Source organism: Streptomyces sp. NBC_00523, assembly GCF_036346615.1.
GTDB lineage: Bacteria > Actinomycetota > Actinomycetes > Streptomycetales > Streptomycetaceae > Streptomyces.
In genome coordinates this window covers 5524252-5545445 of record NZ_CP107836.1, presented here as the reverse complement: position 1 = coordinate 5545445, position 21194 = coordinate 5524252, and the positions used below count along the sequence as shown (strand labels likewise).

The following is a 21194-nucleotide window of genomic DNA, read 5'->3' as shown; positions in this document are numbered from 1 at the left end:
GGATCAGCTCTTGGCCGCGGCCGCCTTGGCCGGCTTGGTCTTGCCGGCCGCCGCCGTCGCCGGCTTCGCCGCGGCCTCGGCGGGAGCCGCCGCTCCCGCCGCGTCCGCCCCGGACTCCGCCGCGTCCTCGGGCTGAACGCCAACACCCAACTTCACCAGGATCTTCTTCTCGATCTCGTTGGCGAGGTCGGGATTGTCCTTGAGGAAGTTGCGCGCGTTCTCCTTGCCCTGGCCGAGCTGGTCGCCCTCGTACGTGTACCAGGCACCGGCCTTGCGAACGAAGCCGTGCTCCACGCCCATGTCGATCAGACCGCCCTCGCGGCTGATGCCCTGGCCGTAGAGGATGTCGAACTCCGCCTGCTTGAAGGGCGGCGCGACCTTGTTCTTGACGACCTTGACGCGGGTGCGGTTGCCGACCGCGTCGGTGCCGTCCTTCAGCGTCTCGATCCGGCGGATGTCCAGACGCACCGAGGCGTAGAACTTGAGCGCCCGGCCACCGGTGGTGGTCTCCGGCGAGCCGAACATCACACCGATCTTCTCGCGGAGCTGGTTGATGAAGATCGCGGTGGTCTTGGACTGGTTCAGCGCGCTGGTGATCTTCCGGAGCGCCTGGCTCATCAGGCGGGCCTGGAGACCCACGTGCGAGTCACCCATCTCGCCCTCGATCTCCGCGCGCGGCACCAGGGCCGCGACGGAGTCGATGACGATGAGGTCGAGGGCGCCCGAGCGGACCAGCATGTCCACGATCTCGAGGGCCTGCTCACCGTTGTCCGGCTGAGACAGGATGAGGCTGTCGATGTCGACGCCGAGCTTCTTCGCGTACTCCGGGTCGAGGGCGTGCTCCGCGTCGATGAAGGCCACCGAGCCGCCGAGCTTCTGCGCGTTCGCCACGGCGTGCAGCGTCAGCGTCGTCTTACCGGAGGACTCCGGTCCGTACACCTCCACCACACGGCCGCGCGGCAGACCGCCGACGCCGAGCGCGACGTCGAGCGCGGTGGACCCGGTGGGAATCACCTCGATGGGCTCGTTCGGCCGCTCGCCGAGGCGCATCACCGCGCCCTTGCCGAATTGCCGTTCAATCTGTGCGAGTGCGGCGTCCAACGCCTTCTCGCGGTCGGTTCCTGCCATGGGTTCCACCCGATTTGCTTGAGTCGATCGCTTCACGTCAAAGACGCTAACCCCTGCCACTGACAATGGGCCTCGACGTCCTCCCGGCCTGTGGACAACTCCACGGTCGGGCCCGGGAAAACCCGGCCGGAATCCCATGAGAATGGATGTTCGATTTTAGTGTCAAGCGCACCACGCCGCCCCTCCCGGACGGGGCCGGAGGGCCGGTCCGGTCAGCTCCGGGGGCGGCCGCGGGGGCTGTAGGCAAGCCTGAACTGGGGAAACCGTTCCCGCCGGGGGTCCAGCAGATCGATCAGCGCGATCAGCTGGACCTGGAGGTCCTTGAGGCGGCCGACCGCCTGTGCCGTGTCGGCGGCGAGTCTGTCCACGTCCGCCAGCGGATCGGAGAACCACGCGGCGAACTCCTGGTCCTGTTCCAGCTTCGAGCAGAACTCGGCGTATCCCAGGCAGCGGCGCCGGCCCGGCTCGCCGTCGGGATGGACCATGAGCTCGCCGATGGCCCGCTGCTGGGCGCCGAACAGCCGGAGCTCGTTGCTCACCGTGTCGATCCGGGCCAGGCTGCTACCGATCCGCGAGATCTGCTTCATGACCTGCGCGTTGACGCGGCTCCTGCCCAGGTCGAGGAACTGGATGTCGCGGCGCAGGATCTCCACCCAGCCCAGGTACTCGGCCAGCACGAAGACCGTGCTGCGCCGGACGAAGTCCGCCTCGCGAGGGGTGCCCCGAGTGAGGAAGCTCGTCAGGAATCCGTTGCCGCGCGCGGGGTCCTGATCGATGTCGTGGCCGTGCAGGATGTTGAACAGCCTGCTCTGCAGGTCGAACGCGGCCCAGGCCAGGGAGGCCCCGTACCGCTCCATGTAGTCACGCTGTTCCCGGGACCGCAGGCGGCGCTGCTGCCAGTAACTGAAGAGCGCGGCCGCCGCCGCACCGCAGACGGCCACGGCCGCCGATGCCAGGGACAGCCACTCCATGTTCCCCCCAGGGTCGGCACGACATCCCGCGCCTCAGCCTACGGGCCGGCCCTGCCCGCCCTGCCCGCTCCGGCGGGAAGGCGGGAAGCGCGCTTCAGATGCCGCTCGGCCCGGAAGGTCCCTCCGGTCGGCGCGGCTCCTCCGGCTCGTCGCCGGCCGGCTGCCCGTCCGGCTCCCGGTCGTCCTCGCCCGCGAGCGCGGAGCGCATGCGTCTCAGGCGGGTCCACAGGGGCTCCCCCCGCACGCCGGGGCGGCTGCCGTGGACGCGCGGGTCGTCCGTGACGTCGTAGCGCTTCACGTACGCGCCGAGGAACGCCTGGAGCGTCGCCACGGCCGGGATGGCGATCAGCGCGCCGACGGCGCCCATGAGCGCCGTGCCCGCGATGACCGAGCCGAACGCCACGGCGGGGTGGATGTCCACCGTCTTCGCGGTGAGCTTGGGCTGGAGCATGTAGTTCTCGAACTGCTGGTACACCACGACGAAGCCGAGGACCCAGAGCGCGTACCAGGGGTCGACGGTGAAGGCGATCAGCATCGGCAGGGCGCCCGCGAGGTAGGTGCCGATCGTGGGGATGAACTGCGAGACGAGCCCGACCCAGACCGCGAGCGCGGGAGCGTACGGCACGCCGAGGGCGGCCAGCAGGATGTAGTGCGCGATGCCGGAGATGAGCGCCATCAGACCGCGCGAGTAGAGATAGCCGCCGGTCTTGTCGACGGCGATCTCCCAGGCCCGCAGCACCTCGGCCTGGCGGGCGGGGGGCAGCACGGAGCACAGCCCGCGGCGCAGCCGAGGGCCGTCCGCCGCGAAGTAGAAGGAGAACAGGAAGATCGTCAGCAGGCGGAAGAGGCCGCCGAGGACGGTCGCCGAGACGTCGAGCACACCGGTCGCGCTGTTCTGGACGTACTTCTGCAGCCAGTCGGAGTGCAGCAGGCTGTCCTGGACCTCGACGCGGGACAGCTCCGTGTGGAAGGTCTGGTTGACCCAGTTGATCACCGAGTCGAGGTACTTCGGGAAGTCCTCCACCATGTCCACGATCTGACCCGCGAGCATCGAGCCGAGCAGGAAGACGAAACCGGCCCCCGCGATCATCACGCCGAGGAAGACCAGGAACGTGGCGAGGCCCCGGCGCATGCCCCGGGCGGACATCCGGCCCACGGCGGGTTCGATGGCGAGCGCCAGGAAGAAGGCGATCAGCACATTGATCAGCAGGCCGATGAGCTGGTCGAACGCCCAGCTGCCGAGCCGGAAGCAGGCGTAGAGCGCGAGGGCGAGGACCATGGCACGCGGCAGCCAGGCGGGCATGCGGGCGGGCCCGGCGCCGGACGGCGGGGCCGGGGGCGCGGCCGGTGGTACGGGCGGCGTGCGCGGCGGCTGGATCTGAGCGGTCTCGTCTGTGGGGGCCACGGAGCAAGTCTCGCCTATGTGGGTGACACTCCCTCGCGCACCCCGGAAGGCGGCCTTCCCGCGCCCCGGCGTCAGCGCCTGTCGGCGGGGATGTCCATCGCGGCGCAGACCCCGCGCCAGACGTCCTTCGCCTCCCAGCCGGCCGCCAGCGCCTCGTGGACCGTGCGTCCGCCCAGCTCGGCCATCACATGGTCGCGCGCGAAGGAGTCCGCATAGCCCGCGCCGAAGTGGTCCGCCATCCGTTCCCAGAAAATCGTCAACCGCATGCCTTCAGTATCCCGCTCCTGAGAGTGCAGCCGGTCCGCATCGGCCCTGCTCGGGGGCCCGAAGCCCTACGGTCGGTCCATGGCTGCAACTGGAACAAATCCCCTCGACCGTGCCGAGCGGTTCATCTGGCTCACGGCCCGTGTCCTCGAACAGCGGCGGTTCGCCCATCAGTATCTGGAGGGAGGCGCGGACGCGGTGGAGACGGCTCTCACCGCGTATGCCAACGAGGACGGCGGTTACGGCCACGCGCTCGAACCCGATCTCCGGGGCCCCGTCAGTCAGCCCCTGCACACCGCCCACGCGCTCAGCGTCCTCGACTCCATCGGCCGGTGCGGCGGTCTGCGGGTGGAACGGATCTGCCGGTATCTGACCGAGGTGTCCACCAAGGAGGGCGCCCTGCCCGCGCTGCTGCCCTCCCAGCGGGACTATCCGGCGGCCCCCTTCATCCCGATCGTGGACGACCCGCCGGCCGAGCTGCTGGCCACCGGGCCCGTCGTCGGGCTGCTGCACCGCAATGAGGTGTGGCACGCCTGGCTCTTCCGGGCGACGGACTTCTGCTGGTCGGCCGTGGACGCCCTGGAGGTGTCACATCCGTACGAGATCGAGGCGGCGGTCGCCTTCCTCGACGGGGTTCCGGACCGGCGCCGGGCGGAGGTCGCCGCCGAACGGCTGGGGCGGCTGGTACGCGACCAGCGGCTCGCCGTGCTCGATCCGGACCGGCGCGCGGAGTACCCGGTGGCACCCGGATACGCACCGGGCGAGCAGCACTTCCCGTACGACTACGCCCGTACACCCGCGTCGCTCGCCCGGCGGTGGTTCTCCGACACCGAGATGGAGCGCTCGCTCGACCATCTCGCCGCCGCACAGGAGGAGGACGGGGGCTGGCCGGTCACCTGGCGGCAGTGGGCCCCCGGGACGGCGCTGGAAGGGCGCCCCCTGGTGACCCTCAGGGCGCTGGAAACGCTGCGGGCGCACGGCCGCGTCCTGTTCTAGGAGGGCTGGGCAAGGGCCACCGGTAAGGGGCACGCTCCAGGCGGCCTGCCCCTTACGTTTCCGGGGCCCGACAGCACCTAGCCCAGCGCACGCACCCCCGCGGTGACGGCCACGGCCGCACCCACGACCACCAGGAACGGGGCACGCAGGACGAGAGCGAGCGCCGCGGCCGCGAGGCCCGCGCCCCTAGCGTCCAGGGCCAGGTGCTGTCCGTCGCCGAAGGTCTGCTGAGCGGTGAGCGCGGCCAGCAGGGCCACCGGGAGCAGGGCGGCCAGGCGTTGCACCAGCGGCCGTTCCAGTGCGCCGGCGGGCACCAGGAGGCCGAGAAGTTTGGCCAGGTAGCAGCCGACGAAGGTCAGCGCGATGGCGATCCAGACGTTCATCGGCCGCCCTCCGCCCGGGTCGCACCGGTCGCACCGGTCGCACCGGTCGCACCGGTCGCACCGGTCGCACCGACATCCTCGGTCCCGCCCGGGCCGTCACCCTTGGCCCGCCCCATCAGAAACAGGACCACGGGCGCGGCCAGCGCGGACAGCAGCACGGGCACCCCGGCCGGCAGCACCGGCAGGAGGCCGAGGGCGAGCAGGACGGCGAGCGCCGCCGTCACGCGCTCCGTCGTGGACTTCAGCATCGGGGCGAGCAGAGCGAGGAAGACGGCCGGGCCGGCCGCGTCGAGCCCCCAGGCGTCGGTGTCGCCGAGCGCCTCGGCGCCCATGGCGCCCACCAGGGTGGTCAGGTTCCACAGCACGTAGAGGGTGAACCCGGTGACGGTGAAGCCGATCCGCGCGGCCCGCCGGGTGGGCTGGGGCAGCGTCACGGCGGTCGTCTCGTCGATGACCCACTGGGCGGCGAGCGGACGCAGGGCGCGCGGCAGGGCGAGGAGCTGGGAGAGCCGCAGGCCGTAGAAGGCGTTGCGTACGCCGAGGAAGAAGGCCCCGGCGGCCGCGGTGTACGGGTTGCCGCCGGCGGCGAGCGCGCCGACCAGGGCGAACTGGGAGGCGCCGGTGAACACGAGCAGGCTGAGCGCGCACGTCTGGAGCAGGCTCAGTCCGGAGCCCGCCGAGGTGACGCCGAAGGCGAAGCCGGAGAGGCCGACGGCTATGCCGACGCCGAGCGCGTCGCGTACGACGGCCGAGTCCGGCTTGGTTCCGGCGTCGAGTGTGCTGCCGCCGGCCGGGTCGGCGGTGGTGCAGAGGGGTGCTGTCTGTTTTGCCACGTCGAGCACGCTACCGGGGCCGTTCCCGACCGGTCTTGTACGTTCTTGCGCGTTCGCGCTGGTAGGCGCCAGGAGGCACTCCCACGATCCGGGTGAAATGACGGTTGAGGTGCGGCTGGTCGGTGAAGCCGACTTCCGCCGCCGCGACCGAGGGGGCCGTGCCCGCGTCGAGCATCCGGCGCGCACGCCGCACCCGGGCGTCGGTGAGCCAGGTGTGCGGAGGCATGCCGTACTGCTTCTTGAACGCCCGCAGCAGCGCGAACGGGCTCGTGCCCAGCTCGGCGGCCAGCGCCTCCAGGGTCGGCGGTTCGGCCATCCGGGATTCCAGGAGGGCCCGGGCGCGCACCGCGTCGCGGGCGCCGGCGGCGCGGGGGGCCGCGACGGGGAACGCGGTGCCGTGCCGGGTGAGCAGGCGGGTGACGACGACCCGCAGCACACTGTCGGCGGCCAGGGCGTTGCCCTCCTCGGCCGCCCGGTGGACCTCGGCTATCAGCCAGGCCGCGTACGGATCGGCCACCCCGGTCTCGGCGAAGCCGACGGTGCCGCGCATGCGCGTCGTATCGGCCGCGATGTCGTTGATCACCTGCGCGGACGGGTAGAGCGTGTCGTACACCCAGCCTTCGGGGACACCCGCGCGGGCGCTGTGCGGCACCTCCGGGTTGATCATGATGACGGTCCCCGGCCCCGCGTGCAGGGTCCCCGAGGGCGTTCCGATGTCCTCGACGCCGTCGCTCACCGTGGCGACGACATAGCCCTCGTGGCTGTGGCGCGGGAAGGTGTGCCGGATGTAGCGGGCGCGCAGCAGGTCGAGGTCGGGCAGCTCCGCGTAACTCCAGTGCCGCGCCCATTCCTCCGGTTGCTGTGCTGCTGCCATGGTGGGATTCTCCCAGCTCGCGGGTGGTCCGGCTGCCGGTCGTGCGGCCCGCCGGGCGGTTCTCGGGGCCGTTGTCAGTGGCGGGGTGCACGATGGGGAACATGACCGGCTCCGCACTCGATTCGTTCTCCCCCGCGACCCGCAGCTGGTTCACGGGGGCCTTCAGCGCGCCGACCGCCGCGCAGGAGGGCGCCTGGCGGGCGATCGGCGAGGGATCGGACGTGCTGGTCGTCGCGCCGACCGGCTCGGGCAAGACGCTGGCCGCCTTCCTCGCCGCCCTGGACCGACTGGCGGCCGCCCCCCCGCCGGCGGAGGCGAAGAAGCGCTGCCGCGTGCTGTACGTGTCACCGCTCAAGGCCCTCGCGGTCGACGTGGAGCGCAATCTGCGCTCACCGCTGACCGGCATCCGCCAGGAGTCGGTGCGCCAGGGGCTGCCGGAGCCCGAGGTCAGGGTGGGCATCCGGTCGGGCGACACCCCGGCCGCCGAGCGCCGCTCGATGGCGACCCGCCCGCCGGACATCCTGATCACGACGCCCGAGTCGCTGTTCCTGATGCTGACCTCCTCGGCCCGCGAGGCCCTGTCGGGCATCGAGACGGTGATCCTGGACGAGGTGCACGCGGTGGCGGGCACCAAGCGCGGCGCCCATCTCGCCCTGTCGCTGGAGCGCCTGGACGAACTGCTGCCCCGGCCGGCCCGGCGCATCGGTCTGTCGGCCACCGTCCGGCCGGTGGACGAGGTGGCGCGGTTCCTCTCGCCGCGGCGCAAGGTGGAGATCGTCCAGCCGCCGTCCAGCAAGCGGTTCGACCTGTCGGTGGTGGTGCCCGTCGAGGACCTGGGCGAGCTGGGCGGCTCCCCCGCCACCGACGACACCTCGGGGGAGGCCGAGAAGCCGTCGATCTGGCCGCATGTGGAGGAGCGGATCGCCGATCTCGTCCAGGCGCACCGCTCCACGATCGTCTTCGCCAACTCCCGCCGCCTCGCGGAACGCCTGTGCAACCGGCTCAACGAGATCGCGTACGAGAGAGCCACCGGCGAGACCATGCCGGAGGCCCACTCCCCCGCCGAGATCATGGCGGAGTCCGGCGCGGCCAAGGGCGCCCCCGCCCTGCTCGCCCGGGCCCACCACGGATCGGTCTCCAAGGAGCAGCGCGCCCAGGTCGAGGAGGACCTGAAGGCGGGAAGGCTGCCCGCGGTGGTCGCCACCTCCAGCCTGGAGCTGGGCATCGACATGGGCGCGGTCGACCTCGTGATCCAGGTCGAGTCGCCGCCCTCGGTCGCCTCCGGCCTCCAGCGGGTCGGCCGTGCCGGCCACCAGGTGGGGGCGGTTTCCACCGGTGTCGTCTTCCCGAAGTACCGCGGCGACCTGGTGCAGGCGGCCGTGGTCACCGAGCGGATGCGCACGGGCTCCATCGAGGCGCTGCGCGTCCCGTCCAATCCGCTGGACGTGCTGGCCCAGCAGCTCGTCGCGATGGTCGCGCTGGACAGCTGGCAGGTGGACGACCTGCTCACGGTGGTCCGCCGGGCCGCCCCCTTCGCCTCGCTCCCCGAGTCGGCGTTCACCGCCGTCCTCGACATGCTCGCGGGCCGCTACCCGTCCGACGCCTTCGCGGAGCTGCGGCCCCGCGTCGTCTGGGACCGCGTCGCCGGTACGGTCACGGGCCGCCCCGGTGCGCAGCGCCTCGCCGTCACCTCGGGCGGGACCATCCCGGACCGCGGCCTCTTCGGGGTGTTCCTCGCCGGAGCCGACCCCAAGAAGGGCGGCGGCCGGGTCGGTGAGCTGGACGAGGAGATGGTCTACGAGTCCCGGGTCGGCGACGTCTTCACGCTGGGCACGACCTCCTGGCGCATCGAGGACATCACCCGTGACCGGGTCCTCGTCTCCCCCGCGCCCGGTGTCCCCGGGCGGCTGCCGTTCTGGAAGGGCGACCAGCTGGGCCGCCCGCTGGAGCTGGGCCGCGCCCTGGGGGCCTTCCTGCGCGAGCTCGGCGGGCTCTCCCCCGAGGACGCGCGGGACCGCCTGCTCTCCGCCGGGCTCGACACCTGGGCCGTCGACAACGTCCTGGCGTATCTGGACGAGCAGCGCCGCGCCTGCGGTCACGTCCCGGACGACCGGACCATCCTGGTCGAGCGCTTCCGGGACGAGCTGGGCGACTGGCGGGTCGTCGTGCACTCCCCGTTCGGCGCGCAGGTGCACGCCCCGTGGGCGCTGGCGCTGAGCGCCCGTCTGGCCGAGCGGTACGGGATGGACGCGCAGGTCATGCATGCCGACGACGGCATCGTGCTGCGGCTGCCCGACGCCGACATGATGGGCCTGGACCTGCTGGACTTCGACCCGTCGAAGGACCCGGGCCAGGAGCCCGGCCAGGACGCCTCGGCGCCGCTCGCCCCGGCCAACACCGCCTTCGACAGCGATCAGCCCCCGGTCGGCGCGGCCGATGTGGCCTTCGACAAGGGCGAGATCGCGCAGATCGTCACCGACCAGGTCGGCGGCTCAGCCCTGTTCGCCTCGCGGTTCCGCGAGTGCGCCGCCAGGGCGCTCCTGCTCCCCCGCCGCAGTCCCGGCAAACGCACCCCGCTCTGGCAGCAGCGCCAGCGGGCCGCGCAGCTCCTCCAGGTCGCCTCCGAGTTCGGCTCCTTCCCCATCGTTCTCGAAGCGGTCCGCGAATGCCTCCAGGACGTCTTCGACGTCCCGGGGCTCACGGAGGTGATGGGAGACCTGGAGGCCCGGCGCATCCGCCTGGTCGAGGTCACCACCCAGGAGCCCTCCCCGTTCGCCCGCTCCCTCCTCTTCGGCTATGTCGCCCAGTTCCTGTACGAGGGCGACTCGCCGCTCGCCGAACGGCGTGCCGCCGCGCTCTCCCTGGACTCCCGGCTCCTCGCCGAGCTGCTGGGCCGGGCGGAACTGCGCGAACTGCTCGACGCCGATGTGCTGACCGAGCTGGAGCGGGAGCTCCAGTGGCTGGCGGACGACCGCCGGGTCAAGGACGCCGAGGGCGTCGCGGACCTGCTGCGGGTGCTCGGCCCGCTCACCGACGAGGAGCTGGCCGAGCGCGGGGCCGACCCCGCCTGGGCAACGGAGCTGGAGTCCGCCCGCCGCGCCATCCGCGTCCGGATCGCCGGGGCGGCCCACTGGGCGGCGATCGAGGACGCCGGCCGACTGCGCGACGCCCTGGGCACGGCGCTCCCGGTCGGCGTCCCCGAAGCGTTCACCGAACCGGTGAAGGACCCCCTCGGCGACCTCCTCGCCCGGTACGCCCGTACGCACGGCCCGTTCACCTCCACCGCGGCGGCGGCCCGGTTCGGCCTCGGCACCGCCGTCACCGACGGGGCGCTGCAACGGCTCGCGGCGTCGGGCCGCATCGTCCAGGGCGAGTTCCACCCCGCCGGCATCGGCCAGGAGTGGTGCGACGCCACGGTGCTGCGACGGCTGCGGCGCCGTTCGCTCGCCGCCCTCCGCCATGAGCTGGAGCCGGTCCCGCCCGCCGCCCTGGCCGGGTTCCTGCCGCAGTGGCAGCATCTCGGCGGCAACAGCCTGCGCGGCATAGACGGACTGGCCCGCGCCGTCGAACAGCTCCAGGGGGCGCCCGTCCCCGCCTCCGCGCTGGAGCGGCTCGTCCTGCCCGGCCGCGTCACCGGCTACACCCCCGCGCTCCTGGACGAGCTGACCACCACCGGCGAAGTCGTCTGGGCCGGCGCGGGCGCCCTGCCCGGCAAGGACGGCTGGATCTCCCTCTATCTCGCCGACAGCGCGCCCCTGCTCCTCCCCCCGCCGCGTCCCTTGGAGCTCAGCGCACTGCACGAGTCCGTGCTGACCGCGCTCGGCGGCGGCTACGGCCTGTTCTTCCGCCAGATCGCCGATCAGGTCCGCGCCACCACCCACCCCGACTGCACCGATCCGCAACTGGCGGACGCCGTGTGGGACCTCGCCTGGTCCGGCCGCCTCACCAACGACACCCTCGCGCCGCTCCGCTCCCTCCTGGGCTCGGGCCGCACGGCCGGCTCGACCGCGCACCGCGCCCGGCGGAATGTGCCGCGCGGCCGTTACGGCACCCTCACCGCCGCCGCCCGCCCGGCCTCACGCACCGGGCCGCCCACGGTCTCCGGCCGCTGGTCCCTGCTGCCGGCCCTCGAGCCCGAGCCCACGCACCGCGCCCACGCCCTGGCGCGCACGCTGCTCGACCGCCACGGGGTGGTGACCCGGGGCGCGGTGCAGGCTGAGGGCGTCGAGGGCGGCTTCTCGGCGGCGTACCGGGTCCTTTCGGCCTTCGAGGACAACGGGCAGGCGCGCCGGGGGTACGTCGTGGAGGGGCTGGGGGCCGCCCAGTTCGCGATGGACGGCGCGGTCGACCGGCTCCGCGCGGTGTCCACGGCCCGGGACCGTACGGAGCCGGGCGCCGACCCCCGCGCCCTGGTCCTCGCGGCGGCCGACCCGGCCAACGCGTACGGCGCCGCCCTGCCGTGGCCGGAGCCGCCGGACGGGGCCGGTCACAAGCCGGGCCGCAAGGCGGGCTCGCTCGTGGTGCTGGTCGACGGTGAGCTGACGCTGTACATGGAGCGCGGCGGCAAGACGCTGCTGGCCTGGCCGACCGATCCGGACGACCCCGCGCTCCGGGCGGCGGCCGGCGCGCTGGCCTCGGCCGCCCGCGCCGGGGCCCTCGGCACGGTGACCGTCGAGCGCACCAACGGCGCCTCGTCCCTGACCTCGCCCCTGGGGCGGACGCTGGAGGCGGCCGGCTTCCTCGCCACCCCGAGGGGCCTGCGCCTGCGCGCGTAACGCCGCATCTCGCACCACACCACTCCGCCCCACGCATCATGGAGGCATGCCCGAAGGAGACACCGTCCTGCAGACCGCCGCGCGGCTGCATCATGCGCTGGCCGGACAGGTCCTCACCACGTCCGCCCTCCGCGTCCCGCGGTTCGCCACCGCCGACCTCACGGGCCGGGCGGTGCTGGACGTCACCGCCCGGGGCAAGCACCTGCTGACCCGGATCGAGGGCGGTCTCACCCTGCACAGCCACCTCCGGATGGACGGCGCCTGGCGGATCTACGCCCCGGGCGAGCGCTGGCGCGGCGGCCCCGCCCACCAGATCCGCGCCGTCCTGGGCAACGCGGCCCACACCGCCGTCGGCTACCGTCTCCCGGTCCTGGAGCTCCTGCGCACCCAGGACGAGGAGCAGGCGGTCGGCCATCTCGGCCCCGATCTGCTCGGCCCCGACTGGGACCCCGACACCGCGCTGCGCAATCTCCTGAGCGATCCGGCCCGCCCGCTCGGCGAAGCCCTGCTCGACCAGCGCAACCTGGCCGGCATCGGGAACATCTACAAGGCCGAGCTCTGCTTCCTGGCCCGGGCCACCCCCTGGCTCCCCATCGGCGAGCTGCCCGCGCGGACGGCCACCCTGCTGGTCAGCACGGCGCACCAGCTCCTCGACGCCAACCGCGACCGCCCGAACCGCGTCACGACCGCCGGGGGCCGTTCCCGTACCGTCGCCAACGCCCGCGCGCGCAGGCCGAGCGAAAGCCTCTGGGTCTACGGACGGACACACCGCCCCTGTCTGCGCTGCGGAACCCCGGTCCGCGCGGCCGAGCAGGACGACCGCCCCGCCTACTGGTGTCCCGGCTGCCAGACCGGCCCGGGGCCCACCTGACGTACACCGCTACCGGCGCAGAGCCCCCGGCCCGGACAGCCGGAACGGCCGCCCCGACACCTACCTGACCACCCACCGCCGCCATGCCCCCGCGCGCCTCCGGGCCCACGCCGTACCGCGTCGCAGGAGGCCCGTACCCGCGTCGAAGATGCCGAGGGGCCTGGCCGTCGCGGCCACGTGCACCGGCAGGAGGCTGAGCCCCCAGCCGCCCGCCGCCACCGCTCCCTCGACCACCCCCGCGTGCGCCGGGGCGAGTATCAGCCGCAGCACGGCCCACCACCACAGGCCGCAGAGAACGAGCGCCGGCACCCATCGCCGTACCATGGCCGCCTCCTCCGGCTTGATCCAAACGAAGGACCCTAGTCGCGCCCGTTCCGCCGGGGCGAGAGCGCACCGTTGCACTCCCGGCGCGTACGGGGCCGGTCGCACAACCCCGTACCGGCCCCTTTCAGCGCGGAGCCCCCACCGCGCGGGTGGGGGCTCGCCGAGGGCTGGTCAGTCCTTGTCGTCGCTCAGGGAGTCCTTGACGCCGTCCGCCCGGTCGCGGGCGCCGCCCATGGCGTCCTTGGCCTTGCCCTTGGCCTGGTCCGCCTTGCCCTCGGCCTCCTTGCGACGGTCGCCGGTCATCTTGCCCATGGCTTCCTTCGCCTTGCCGGTGACCTTGTCCTTCGCGCCTTCGTTCATGATGCTCGTACCTCCAGGGGAGAAGTCGGGTTGAGTGACGGCGTGTGCTCAGGCGCTCTCGGCCTGGAACATCCATGCGTGCTTTTCGAGGTCGGCGGTCAGCGAGATCAGGATGTCCTGGCTGACCGGGTCCGGGCTCTCGGTCACCTCGATGCGCTCGCGCATCCGCCCGATCACCACGCCCAGGGCGTCGACCAGGGTCTTGACCGCGTCCACGTCCTTGATCCAGCCCTCGGACACGGAGGCGATGGCCGTGCTCTTGGCGATCGTCGCCGATCGGCCGTCCGGGTTGACGCCGAGCGCGGACGCCCGCTCCGCGACCGTGTCGGAGTGCTGGCGAGCGGTGTCCACGACATCGTCGAGCTGGAGGTGCACGGACCTGAACCGCGGCCCGACCACGTTCCAGTGGACCTGCTTGGCCACCAGAGAAAGGTCGAGGAGATCCACCAGAGCGCCTTGGAGGGCGTCTCCGACGGTCTTGAGGTCGGTCTCGGACAGTGGGCTCTTCACCACAGACATGCACGTCTCCGATCTGGAATCCGTTCCGTTCAGCACCACCCACGATGGCACAAACGAAGCAAAACAGTCATTTGAGGAAGTCTCCGATGGTTCCGCCACGTGCCTTCGGGACGGTTCCTCGGTCTCTCATCCACGCGCCTGCCCCCCATCGCCCCGCTGACACACGCCCCGGCGGACCAAATCCACACGCAGGCACACGAAAGCCCCGGCCCTCCCCCACAACAGGGGGAGAGCCGGGGCTCCGGCTTCACACCGAACCGAACGGTCAGGCGGCGACTACGTCCACCGCTTCCGCGGGTGCCTTGATGGTCACCCGCCCCGTCGGTACACCCGCCACCGAGGTAACGGAGACGGAGTTGAGCATGGGGCGCACCGGTACAGGTACCGGATCGCTGGCCGCTGCCGACTCGGCCAGTTCGGCCAGGGACAGCTCATCGCTCACTTCACGCATGAGCTCGGACATCCGTACGTCAAGCGCGTCGCAAATGGCGGAGAGCAGTTCGGAGGATGCCTCCTTCTGCCCCCGCTCCACCTCGGAGAGATAGCCGAGCGAAACTCGGGCGGACGAGGAGACTTCGCGCAGAGTACGGCCTTGGCGCTGGCGCTGCCGACGCAGCACGTCACCCAGCAGGCGACGGAGCAGAATCATCGGTGGCTCCCTCCTCGGACCGCGTAGCCGCATCCTTCACGCCCCACCGTACCGCCTAGCGCTGCGGCCGTGCGGGGAGCGATGTCGTGTTCACTCAGGGCTGCAAACATCAATTCCCCCCGTTCTCTTCCGTATCCTGTGCGCTCGCATTCTCGTGGAGTTCGCCTGAGAGCAGGTCGAGCGCGCTTCGTACGCTCTTCTTACGGATGTCCGCCCGGTCGCCGTTCAACCTCAGCGCGGACACTTTCTCGGTGCCGTCCGGGCCGCTGACCGCGACGAAAACCGTTCCGACGGGCCGGCCGTCCTGTGGTTCGGGGCCGGCGACGCCGGTGGTCGCCACCCCCCAGTCTGCGCCCAGAACCCGCCGTACGCCTGTCGCCATCTGACGCGCGACGTCCGCGTCAACCGCTCCGCGCTCCGCCAGAAGGCCCGCGTCCACCCCGAGGACTTCACTCTTGAGGGGGGTCGCGTAAGCCGTCACCGAGCCCCTGAAGGCTTGGGAGGCACCCGGTACGGACGTCAGTTCGGCCGCGACCAGGCCGCCGGTCAGCGACTCCGCGACGGCAAGGGTCTCCCCCCGCTCGACAAGGAGCCGCAGCACCCGGCCCGCCGCAGTCACCGCTCGGCCTCCGCCGACCCCCGGGCCCCCGCCGCCTCGGCGACCGCGCCGGGCTCCTCGGAGGCGGCCCGAGGGGCTTCCCCGGCCGCCCGTTCCGCCGCGAGGCCCTGGCGACGCAGCACGACGGCCTGGCGGACGTAGTCGAGACCGGTGACGACCGTCAGCACGACCGCCACCGCCATCACCCAGAAGCGCAGGGTGGCCAGCGGACCGGTCAGCGCCAGGACGTACATCCCGACGGCCGTCCCCTGCGCCAGCGTCTTCATCTTGCCGCCGCGACTGGCCGGAATGACCCCGTGCCGGATCACCCAGAACCGCATCAGCGTGATGCCCAGCTCACGGAACAGGATCACGCCCGTCACCCACCAGGGCAGATCGCCCAGGTACGACAGACAGATCAGCGCGGCGCCCATGATCGCCTTGTCGGCGATCGGGTCGGCGATCTTCCCGAAGTCGGTGACCAGGTTGTACGTACGCGCGAGATGCCCGTCGAACAGGTCGGTGATCATGGCGATGGCGAAGGCGGCCCAGGCGAAGGAGCGCCAGGCCGGGTCGTACCCGCCGTTGTGGAGCAGCAGCACCACGAAGCCGGGAACGAGCACGAGCCGGGCCATCGTCAGGAGGTTGGCGATGTTCCACAGACTGGCCTGATTGACCGCAGCGGCGCCCAGCTTTCCGCCGCGGACCGGCGTCGCGCCGGAACCGCCTGCCGCGGATGCCGGGACTCCGGTCATCTGGCTACCTCCACAAGCTCACTGCACTCGGCGATCAGGTCCACGCCTTCGGTGCCCACGACCTTTGCCTCGACCATACGGCCCGGGACCAGGCCCTCGCGTGTGGTGAAGAGCACCTGGCCATCGGTTTCGGGCGCCTGGTGCGCGGCGCGGCCGTAGGCGCGCGGCTCGTCCTCGGTGGGCTCGACGGACTCGACCAGCACCTGGAGCGTTTCGCCCATGCGCTCCTCGGCGCGCTGCGAGGTCAGCTCCTCGGCGAGCTGGGAGATGTGCGCGAGGCGCTCCGCGATGACGTCGGCGTCGAGCTTGTTGTCGTAGCCGACCGCCTCGGTGCCGTCCTCGTCGGAGTAGCCGAAGACGCCGATGGCGTCGAGACGGGCGCCCGTGAGGAACCGTTCCAGCTCCGCGAGGTCGTCCTCGGTCTCGCCGGGGAAGCCGACGATGAAGTTGGACCGGGCGCCGGCCTGCGGTGCCTTGCCGCGGATCGTGTCCAGCAGCTCCAGGAAGCGGTCGGTGTCCCCGAAGCGGCGCATCGCCCGCAGCACGCCGGGCGCGGAGTGCTGGAAGGACAGGTCGAAGTAGGGCGCGACCTTCGGCGTCGAGGTGAGGACGTCGATCAGGCCGGGCCGCATCTCGGCGGGCTGGAGGTAGCTGACGCGGATGCGCTCGATGCCGTCGACGCCCGCGAGCTCGGGCAGCAGGGTCTCCAGGAGACGGATGTCGCCCAGGTCCTTGCCGTACGAGGTGTTGTTCTCGGAGACCAGCATGACCTCCTTCACACCCTGCTCGGCGAGCCAGCGGGTCTCGCCCAGCACGTCCGAGGGACGGCGGGAGATGAAGGAGCCGCGGAAGGACGGGATGGCGCAGAAGGAGCACCGCCGGTCGCAGCCGGAGGCCAGCTTGACCGAGGCGACGGGGCTGGTGCCCAGCCGGCGGCGCAGGGGCGCGCGCGGCCCGGAGACCGGGGCGACGCCCTCCGGCAGGTCGGCGGGCGCGGGGGCGATCTCCTGCGCGTGGCCGGGCAGGGACACGGCGGCGTCCTGCCGCTCGGCGGGGCTGATCGGCAGCAGCTTGCGGCGGTCGCGGGGGGTGTGGGAGGCGTGGATGCCGCCGTTGAGGATGGTCTGGAGGCGGTCGGAGATGTCGGCGTAGTCGTCGAAGCCGAGGACGCCGTCCGCTTCCGGCAGGGCCTCGGCGAGGTCCTTGCCGTAGCGCTCGGCCATGCAGCCGACGGCGACGACGGCCTGGGTGCGGCCGTGGTCCTTCAGATCATTGGCTTCGAGGAGGGCGTCGACGGAGTCCTTCTTGGCGGCCTCCACGAACCCACAGGTGTTGACGACGGCGACATCGGCATCGGAGGCATCCTCGACGAGCTCCCAGCCGTCCGCTGCCAGGCGGCCTGCGAGCTCCTCCGAGTCCACCTCGTTACGGGCGCAGCCAAGAGTGACAAGGGCGACGGTACGGCGTTCGGGCATGGACTCAAGACTACTTTGTCCCGGCACCTGCCCCGCCGCGGAGGGTTGCGCCGTTACCCACGGTGACAAAGACGGCGAGCGCCCGGCACGGTGGCCGGGCGCTCGCCGCGCCGCGATGTCTCCGGGTGACCGGTCAGCCGACCTCGGGGTCGCCCTTGGTGTACGAGAGGCGTTCGACCTGTCCGGGCTTGAACTGGTCCTCGACCTTCTTCCCGTTCACGAAGAGCTCGATCGAGCCCGCGTTGCCGAGGATGAGGTCGACGCGCTCCTTGTCCTGGAAGGTCTTCGACTCGCCCTGCTGGAGGGTGCCGTCGAAGAGGGCCCGGCCGTTGTGGTCCTTGGCGGAGATCCAGCTCTTGCCCTGGGTGGCGCTGAGCTTGACGGTGACCTTGTCCTGGGGCGCCGCGGCGATGGCGCTCTCGGACGGGGCCGGCTTGGGGTCGGCGGGCTTGCTGGCGGAGGGCTTCGGGGCGATCTTGTCGGAGGTCGGCCCCTCGGCCACACGGCCGGCCGTCGAGGGCCCGTCGTCGCCACCCTTGAAGAAGGTGAAGCCGACGAAACCGACCACGGCGACGATCGCCGCGACCATGGCCGCCGTCCAGTTGGGCCTGCGGGGTTCGGAGCGGATGCGCTCGGCCTCGAACAGCGGCGCCGCCGGCGTGGGCGCGGGACGGCCGCCGTGCTCGGCGTCGTACTGCGCGATCAGCGGTTCCGGATCGGTGCCGACGGCTCGGGCGAGCGTACGGATGTGGCCGCGGGCGTACACGTCGCCGCCGCAGCGGGAGAAGTCGTCCTGCTCGATCGCGTGCACGATGGGGATGCGCACCCGGGTGGACGTGCTGACCTCTTCGACCGTGAGGCCTTCGGAGAGACGAGCCTGCTGGAGCACTCGACCGATCGAAGGCTGGTCGTCTTCGGGGGAGTTGCCGATGGACACGGGGGCGCCTTTCGAGCGTGAGCCACCTGCTGGGTGTTCAGTCTAGGGGGGGTACGAAAGGGTGGGGCAACCGGGCGGGTGGACTTTGTACGCCATCAGATTCGAACAGAGCCGGTTTCGCCGGGACGCCCCGGGGAAGGACGTTCCGTCCTTCCCTTCAACTTGACGTACGGCCCGGCGAAACGGTTGCCCGTAAAACTCTTACGAAGCGGTTTCCCCACGAATCTGTGCCAACACCCCGTCGAGCTCGTCGGGTTTCACCAGGACGTCGCGCGCCTTGGAGCCCTCGCTCGGTCCGACGATGTTGCGCGACTCCATCAGGTCCATGAGCCGCCCGGCCTTGGCGAAGCCGACCCGCAGCTTGCGCTGGAGCATCGAGGTCGATCCGAACTGCGTGGAGACGACCAGCTCGGCCGCCTGGCACAGCAGGTCGAGGTCGTCGCCGATGTCCTCGTCGATCTCCTTCTTCTGCTTCGTGCCGACCACGACGTCGTCGCGGAAGACCGGGGCCATCTGGTCCTTGCAGTGCTGGACGACGGCCGCGACCTCGTCCTCGGTGACGAAGGCGCCCTGCATACGGGTCGGCTTGTTCGCGCCCATCGGCAGGAACAGGCCGTCACCCTTTCCGATGAGCTTTTCGGCACCGGGCTGGTCCAGGATGACGCGGCTGTCGGCAAGCGAGGACGTGGCGAAGGCGAGCCGCGAGGGCACGTTCGCCTTGATCAGACCGGTGACGACGTCCACCGAGGGGCGCTGTGTGGCGAGCACCAAGTGGATGCCGGCGGCGCGAGCCAGCTGGGTGATGCGGACGATCGAGTCCTCGACGTCACGCGGGGCGACCATCATCAGGTCGGCCAGCTCGTCGACGATCACCAGCAGATACGGGTACGGAGCGAGCTCGCGTTCGCTGCCCTCCGGCGTCTTGAGCTTGCCGGTGCGCACCGCGTGGTTGAAGTCGTCGATGTGCCGGTAGCCGAAGGCCGCGAGGTCGTCGTAGCGCAGATCCATCTCCCGTACGACCCACTGCAGCGCCTCGGCGGCCTTCTTGGGGTTGGTGATGATCGGCGTGATCAGGTGCGGAATGCCCTCGTACGCGGTGAGCTCGACGCGCTTCGGGTCGACCAGGACCATCCGGACGTCCTCCGGCGTGGCCCGCACCATGATCGAGGTGATCAGGCAGTTGATGCAGGACGACTTGCCGGAGCCGGTCGCACCGGCCACCAGGACGTGCGGCATCTTCGCGAGGTTGGCCATCTCGTAGCCGCCCTCGACGTTCTTGCCGAGCGCGACGAGCATGGGGTGGTCGTCCTCGGCCGCGTCCGCCAGGCGCAGCACGTCGCCGAGGTTGACCATCTCCCGGTCGGAGTTGGGGATCTCGATGCCGACCGCGGACTTGCCCGGGATCGGCGAGATGATGCGGACGTCGGGGCTGGCGACGGCGTACGCGATGTTCTTGGTGAGCGCCGTGATCCGCTCGACCTTCACGGCGGGGCCGAGCTCCACCTCGTACCGCGTCACCGTCGGCCCGCGGGTGAAGCCGGTGACGGCGGCGTCCACCTTGAACTCGGTGAACACGTTGGTGAGCGAGGCGACGATCGCGTCGTTGGCGGCGCTCCGTGTCTTGCCTGGACCGCCGCGCTCCAGCAGGTCGAGCGAGGGCAGCGAGTACGTGATGTCCCCGGAGAGCTGGAGCTGCTCGGCCCGGGCGGGCAGCGACTGGGGCTCGGGGGGCTCGGGCGCCGGCTTGGTCAGATCGGGCACACCGGCCCCGGACGTGGCCTCCGTACGCTTCCCGGCGGACTTCCCGGCCGGCTCCGCTTCCCTGGCACCCGGCACCGGCGTGCCCGCCCGCTCGCGGTCCACCGAGACGCCCTGCGTCAGGTCCGCGACGACCGGCGAGGGCGGCATGCCGTTGAGCACGGCCCCGTCGAGCGCGGCGGCAGCGGCGGCCGCCACGTCCACCGCGTCCATCGTGCGGTTCATCGCGGGCTGCACCGAGGGCCTGCGCGGCCTGCGGCGCTTGGTCAGCGCCTCGGACTCCGCGAGGTCCGGGTCGTAGCCGTCGGGCGCCTGGGAGCGGCGGGAGCGGGGCGGGAGCGCCTCGCGCCACTGCTCGTCGTAGCGCTCGTCGTCGTCCTCCTGCGCCTCGGGGTCGTACGCCGGCTCCACGATGCCCAGCTTCACGCCGAGCAGCCGCAGCCGCTGCGGGATGGCGTTCACCGGGGTCGCCGTGACGACCAGCAGCCCGAAGACGGTGAGCAGCAGGAGCAGCGGCACGGCCAGCACCTCGCCCATGGCGAAGATCAGCGGCTTGGAGGCGGCCCAGCCGATGAGGCCGCCCGCGTCCTGCATGGCCTCGGTTCCCTCGTCGCGCCCCGGCGAGCCGCACGCGATGTGGACCTGTCCGAGCACGCCGATGACCAGGGCGGAGAGGCCGATGACGATGCGGCCGTTGGCCTCGGGCCGCTGGGGGTACAGGATCAGCCGCACCGCGATGGCGCCCAGCAGTATCGGCACGAGCAGGTCGAGCCGGCCGAACGCCCCGGTGACCAGCATCTCCACCAGGTCGCCGACGGGCCCGCGCAGATTCGACCAGGTGCCCGCGGCGACGATCAGCGCGAGGCCGAGCAGCAGCAGCGCGACGCCGTCCTTGCGGTGGGCGGGGTCGAGGCCCTTGGCGCCGCGCCCTATGCCGCGGAACATCGCGCCGACGGCGTGGGCCGCGCCGAGCCAGAGGGCCCGAGCCAGCCGGTACACGCCGTTGGTGGGCGAGGGTGCCGGACGCGGCGGAGCGGCTTTCTTCGCCGCGGTCTTCTTGGCCGGGGCCTTCTTGGCGGGCGCTTTCTTCGCTGCGGTCTTCTTGGCGGGCGCGGCTTTCTTCGCCGGACCCGGGCCACCGCCGACGCGCTTCGCGGTGCCCGCAGTGCCCTGGGAACCCTTGCCGGACGTACGTGAGGCCATGGGGCCGAGGTTACCGGTGTCCACGTCTGTGGACACCGGTGCGTGCCCGTTCACCCGTCCGTGTCGCCCTGCGCGGGCCGGAAACTGACGCGCCCTCACCGGCGGCCGCACGCGGA

19 protein-coding genes are annotated in these 21194 nt (G+C 71.9%); 3 read left to right on the top strand and 16 right to left on the bottom strand.

Annotated elements, in window-relative coordinates; all coding sequences use genetic code 11:
* Positions 1 to 3: 3 nt before the first annotated feature.
* From recA to OHS17_RS25245, 4 genes are all read right to left on the bottom strand, one after another.
* A complete protein-coding gene (gene recA / locus OHS17_RS25260; RefSeq protein ID WP_018105298.1) occupies positions 4 to 1128 on the bottom strand; it encodes a recombinase RecA in 1125 nt (374 codons plus the stop codon).
* 212 nt (positions 1129 to 1340) lie between these two features.
* Positions 1341 to 2099: a hypothetical protein gene (locus OHS17_RS25255; RefSeq protein ID WP_330313985.1), complete on the bottom strand. Its 759-nt coding sequence runs from the start codon at positions 2097 to 2099 to the stop codon at positions 1341 to 1343.
* 94 nt (positions 2100 to 2193) lie between these two features.
* On the bottom strand, positions 2194 to 3402 hold the full coding sequence (locus OHS17_RS25250) for an AI-2E family transporter (protein WP_330315347.1): 1209 nt from the start codon (positions 3400 to 3402) through the stop codon (positions 2194 to 2196).
* Positions 3403 to 3575: 173 nt separating this feature from the next.
* Positions 3576 to 3770 (bottom strand): DUF3046 domain-containing protein, encoded by a 195-nt coding sequence (locus OHS17_RS25245; RefSeq protein WP_018105295.1) that lies wholly within the window; start codon positions 3768 to 3770, stop codon positions 3576 to 3578.
* Positions 3771 to 3849: 79 nt separating this feature from the next.
* Between OHS17_RS25245 and OHS17_RS25240 the strand changes: the two genes are divergently transcribed.
* The gene (locus tag OHS17_RS25240; protein ID WP_330313984.1) at positions 3850 to 4764 is read left to right on the top strand and encodes a hypothetical protein; all 915 of its coding nucleotides are present in this window, start codon (positions 3850 to 3852) and stop codon (positions 4762 to 4764) included.
* 77 nt (positions 4765 to 4841) lie between these two features.
* Here OHS17_RS25240 and OHS17_RS25235 read toward each other — a convergent pair whose 3' ends face one another.
* From OHS17_RS25235 to OHS17_RS25225, 3 genes are read right to left on the bottom strand one after another with little or no spacing between them, the layout of a single operon-like run.
* A complete protein-coding gene (locus OHS17_RS25235; RefSeq protein WP_143617633.1) occupies positions 4842 to 5147 on the bottom strand; it encodes an AzlD domain-containing protein in 306 nt (101 codons plus the stop codon).
* Positions 5144 to 5980, bottom strand: coding sequence for an AzlC family ABC transporter permease (locus OHS17_RS25230; RefSeq protein ID WP_330313983.1), 837 nt, complete (start codon positions 5978 to 5980; stop codon positions 5144 to 5146). The genes OHS17_RS25235 and OHS17_RS25230 overlap by 4 nt, the downstream gene beginning before the upstream one ends.
* A gap of 10 nt (positions 5981 to 5990) precedes the next feature.
* Positions 5991 to 6854 carry an AraC family transcriptional regulator gene (locus OHS17_RS25225; RefSeq protein ID WP_330313982.1) on the bottom strand — a complete coding sequence of 288 codons (864 nt, stop codon included), beginning with the start codon at positions 6852 to 6854 and terminating at the stop codon, positions 5991 to 5993.
* Positions 6855 to 6955: 101 nt separating this feature from the next.
* On the opposite strand from OHS17_RS25225, the gene OHS17_RS25220 reads away from it, so the two are divergent.
* Positions 6956 to 11629 carry a DEAD/DEAH box helicase gene (locus tag OHS17_RS25220; protein ID WP_330313981.1) on the top strand — a complete coding sequence of 1558 codons (4674 nt, stop codon included), beginning with the start codon at positions 6956 to 6958 and terminating at the stop codon, positions 11627 to 11629.
* A 46-nt stretch (positions 11630 to 11675) separates the two neighbouring features.
* Positions 11676 to 12500: a DNA-formamidopyrimidine glycosylase family protein gene (locus tag OHS17_RS25215; protein WP_330313980.1), complete on the top strand. Its 825-nt coding sequence runs from the start codon at positions 11676 to 11678 to the stop codon at positions 12498 to 12500.
* A 60-nt stretch (positions 12501 to 12560) separates the two neighbouring features.
* Here the strand turns inward: OHS17_RS25215 and OHS17_RS25210 are convergent, their stop codons facing one another.
* The 9 genes from OHS17_RS25210 to OHS17_RS25170 all read right to left on the bottom strand — a co-directional run bounded on the left by OHS17_RS25210 (position 12561) and on the right by OHS17_RS25170 (position 21078).
* Complete coding sequence (locus tag OHS17_RS25210) at positions 12561 to 12824, bottom strand: hypothetical protein (RefSeq protein ID WP_018105288.1); 264 nt, start codon at positions 12822 to 12824, stop codon at positions 12561 to 12563.
* Between the two features lie 171 nt (positions 12825 to 12995).
* Positions 12996 to 13184: a CsbD family protein gene (locus OHS17_RS25205; protein ID WP_161206870.1), complete on the bottom strand. Its 189-nt coding sequence runs from the start codon at positions 13182 to 13184 to the stop codon at positions 12996 to 12998.
* A gap of 48 nt (positions 13185 to 13232) precedes the next feature.
* Entirely contained in the window at positions 13233 to 13703 is a 471-nt protein-coding gene (locus OHS17_RS25200; protein ID WP_330313979.1) for a Dps family protein, read from the bottom strand.
* A gap of 265 nt (positions 13704 to 13968) precedes the next feature.
* A complete protein-coding gene (locus OHS17_RS25195; RefSeq protein ID WP_018105285.1) occupies positions 13969 to 14352 on the bottom strand; it encodes a helix-turn-helix domain-containing protein in 384 nt (127 codons plus the stop codon).
* A gap of 109 nt (positions 14353 to 14461) precedes the next feature.
* Positions 14462 to 14971, bottom strand: coding sequence for a CinA family protein (locus OHS17_RS25190; protein ID WP_330313978.1), 510 nt, complete (start codon positions 14969 to 14971; stop codon positions 14462 to 14464).
* Positions 14968 to 15705 carry a CDP-diacylglycerol--glycerol-3-phosphate 3-phosphatidyltransferase gene (pgsA, locus tag OHS17_RS25185; RefSeq protein WP_330313977.1) on the bottom strand — a complete coding sequence of 246 codons (738 nt, stop codon included), beginning with the start codon at positions 15703 to 15705 and terminating at the stop codon, positions 14968 to 14970. The genes OHS17_RS25190 and pgsA overlap by 4 nt, the downstream gene beginning before the upstream one ends.
* Positions 15702 to 17180, bottom strand: coding sequence for a 30S ribosomal protein S12 methylthiotransferase RimO (gene rimO / locus OHS17_RS25180; RefSeq protein WP_330313976.1), 1479 nt, complete (start codon positions 17178 to 17180; stop codon positions 15702 to 15704). The genes pgsA and rimO overlap by 4 nt, the downstream gene beginning before the upstream one ends.
* A gap of 133 nt (positions 17181 to 17313) precedes the next feature.
* Positions 17314 to 18117, bottom strand: coding sequence for a helix-turn-helix domain-containing protein (locus tag OHS17_RS25175; RefSeq protein WP_330313975.1), 804 nt, complete (start codon positions 18115 to 18117; stop codon positions 17314 to 17316).
* 201 nt (positions 18118 to 18318) lie between these two features.
* A complete protein-coding gene (locus tag OHS17_RS25170; protein ID WP_330313974.1) occupies positions 18319 to 21078 on the bottom strand; it encodes a DNA translocase FtsK in 2760 nt (919 codons plus the stop codon).
* Positions 21079 to 21194 lie beyond the last annotated feature (116 nt).